At 54.1% G+C, this 3,005-nt stretch carries 2 protein-coding genes and 1 rRNA gene; 2 read left to right on the top strand and 1 reads right to left on the bottom strand.

Features of this window, described 5'->3' with window-relative positions; all coding sequences use genetic code 11:
* A 5S ribosomal RNA gene (rrf, locus tag AC56LV_RS24460) occupies positions 1-88 on the top strand; the annotation flags it as partial.
* 360 nt (positions 89-448) lie between these two features.
* Positions 449-2,026: a methyl-accepting chemotaxis protein gene (locus AC56LV_RS24455; protein ID WP_499561557.1), complete on the top strand. Its 1,578-nt coding sequence runs from the start codon at positions 449-451 to the stop codon at positions 2,024-2,026.
* A gap of 23 nt (positions 2,027-2,049) precedes the next feature.
* Here the strand turns inward: AC56LV_RS24455 and AC56LV_RS24450 are convergent, their stop codons facing one another.
* On the bottom strand, positions 2,050-2,508 hold the full coding sequence (locus tag AC56LV_RS24450; RefSeq protein ID WP_499561555.1) for a MarR family winged helix-turn-helix transcriptional regulator: 459 nt from the start codon (positions 2,506-2,508) through the stop codon (positions 2,050-2,052).
* Between the last annotated feature and the right edge of the window lie 497 nt (positions 2,509-3,005).

The raw sequence follows: 3,005 nt of genomic DNA, 5'->3' as shown, positions 1-3,005 counted from the left end.
CACCCCTTCCCATCCCGAACAGGACCGTGAAACGACTTTGCGCCGATGATAGTGCTGCAACCAGTGTGAAAGTAGGTTATCGTCAGGCTAGTTATATAGAAAAGCCCCACTCAGTGACCTGAGTGGGGCTTTTTGCTTTGGGCGGTCGATTTACCCAAGGTGCCTCATCCTGATCCGCGCGGTGATCCGCCGCCTGATACAGCCCATTACAACGATCGACCTCACACACGTCCCGCGCTTTCGCTTGATTTACCAAGCCGCATCTCGCTTCCGTGTCAAAAAACATCAGAGTAAATAGCCTAGCGGATAAAAAACTTTGCTTTCCGAATAGAATCAATCGTGCGCTATTAAATCTTCTCTATAATTATTCCTTCTCGTGCAACATCCACTAGTTGATGGGCTGCACCCCAACCGGCAAACCGCATATTCCGCTCGAAGTTGTTATCATATGAACATATTTTCTTCACTTAGTACCCGTGCAAAACTCGGCGTCGGATTCGGCCTGGTCGGCATCCTCATCATCGTGCTCGCGTTTTTTGCCTGGCGTGAGTTAGGAAATGTTGGTCAGGAACTGGCGACTCAGAACGCCGTCCGCACGACCAAGCTCGAGCGCTTGTATGCGCTGCGTGAATCTCTCGCGCAAACCGGACTCGCTGCACGCAATGCCTACATCATTCCCGACACGACGAAAGCGCAGGGTGAGCTGGCCCTGCTGGACGAACAAAAGGAAAATTTCCTCAAGGAGCTGCAGGCTCTGGCGCCCCTGTTTGAAGGAAATGCTGACTTTGCGACGATGCGCGCCGGCCTGCTGCGTATGGCAGAGGAGCTCAATCGTCCGAGACGCTACCGCGATGCCGGGCAGATGACGGAATATGGTGCATTCCTGGTCAATGAGTGCAGCCCGCTGCGCCGGCAAAACGTGCTCGACATCGATCGCGTGATCAAGGCAGTGCAAAAGCAGGTTGAAGCCGGCACGCTGAGCGCCGAACAATCCATCACGTCCGCGCAAACGACAATCATCGCCGTCGCGCTCGCCGCAGTGATAATCAGTATTCTGGTTGGTGGCGCCATCACCGCGCACCTGCTGCGCCAGTTGGGCGGCGAACCATTGGAGGTCAATCGCATCGCATCGGCGATCGCTTCAGGTGATCTCACGGTCAAGGTGACTGTGCGCCTTAAAGATCGGGCAAGCGTCATGTATGCGATTGGAGAAATGCAAGCCAGTCTGCAGCGCATCGTATCGCAAGTGCGCGGTGGAACCGACATGATCGCAAATGCTTCCAGCGAAATCACCGCCGGCAACAGCGACCTCTCAACGCGCACTGCTCAACAAGCCACCTCGCTCGGTCGAACGGCAACGTCGATGAAAAAGTTCACGGCCGTGGTGGAACAAAATACCGCACATGCCCGTCATGCCAATACGCTTGCGGCGTCAGCGAGCCAGGTTGCCAGCAAGGGAGGCAGTGTTGTCAATGCGGTGGTCAGAACCATGCAGGAAATTAATGCATCTGCGCATAAGATCTCGGACATCATCAGCGTGATTGATGGCATCGCATTTCAAACCAATATCCTCGCACTCAACGCTGCAGTAGAGGCAGCGCGCGCAGGCGAACAGGGCCGTGGCTTTGCTGTGGTCGCCAGTGAAGTGCGAAGCCTGGCCCAGCGTTCAGCCAGCGCTGCAAAGGAAATTTCCGCATTAATTGGCGAATCGGTCGCGAACGTGGATGCGGGCTCGAAGCTGGTCGAGCAGGCCGGCACGACGATGGCCGACATCGTGACAAGCGTGCGACATGTCAGCGGCATCATCGAAGAGATCACTGCCGCCAGCGAAGCGCAGCACGCGGGTATTCAGGAGGTCAACCTTGCTGTTGATCAGATGGATGAAGCAACCCAGCAAAATGCTGTCCTGGTCGAGCAGTCCGCTGCGTCGGCGGCGGCGCTCAACGAGCAAGCGGGGAGTTTGTTGCGAACAGTTAGAGTGTTCCGTATCGATGTCGAGACCCAGCCGGTGCGAATCGCAGCCTGAGTCAGATAAATCACCGCGTCGGCTTAGGCGTCGTTATCGTTCAAGCTATTGCGCAGTTCGACCAGCTGACCACGTAATGTCTCTGCTTCGTCGGCCGAACACTTCGTTGCACGAAATACTGCCGCCATTACATTGGCGGCTTTCTGTTTCAGTGCCTTGCCATCGTCAGTCAGGCTGATGATCACTTGCCGCTCATCACTACGCGCACGGTTGCGCTGCACCAGGCCCTGAGCCTCCATGCGCTTGAGCAATGGGGTCAACGTCGCGGAGTCCAGGAACAAATGCACGCCGATATCTGACACCGTCAATTGGTCCTGTTCCCACAACACCATCATGACGAGATATTGAGGGTAGGTCAGGCCCAGTTGCGGGAGCACGCCACGATAAACCCGCATCATTGCCAACGAGGTCGAATACAGCGCGAAGCACAGCTGTTCGTCGAGGCGAGGCGTGGTTGCAGAGGGAAGAGAAGGGGTCGTCATGGATCCAATATAGGTCGCACGCTAGATAATTGCAAGCAACGCTACCCAAGAGGGTTAGCGCCCCCATGCCGTGGCAGTCCCTCGCCATTCGTGGCGCAAGCCAATGTCATCTGTCGCGTCTTGCTATTTTTGACTCATCAGTACTCGCTTTAAAGAATATTCTTGAAGGGGTCTTGTGCAATCCACCCGCAGTTTGTTATAGTTCGCCTCCGCTTCGGCACTGACCGAAAAAGTTAACGTAGTCAAGTGGTTACGAGAGCAAGGTCTACAGAGAAATCTGAGACGAAGCGAAAAGAAAGAGTTGACGAGATTTCGGAAACACAGCATAATCTCTCTTCTCTGCTGCAGCGAACAAAACGATTCGCTAACGACAGCAAGATGCACCGAATAAAGTTCTTTAAAAATTAACAGTCGATAAGTGTGGGCGTTTGATGAAGGTGCCAAGAACTTCGGTTCTTGATTACTTAAATTATCAAATGTTCACAAAAAAGAAATAC

The organism is Telluria sp. RB2R28, from assembly GCF_059685835.1.
The sequence above is the reverse complement of the archived record's forward strand: the minus strand, read 5'-3'. Positions and strand labels throughout refer to the sequence as shown.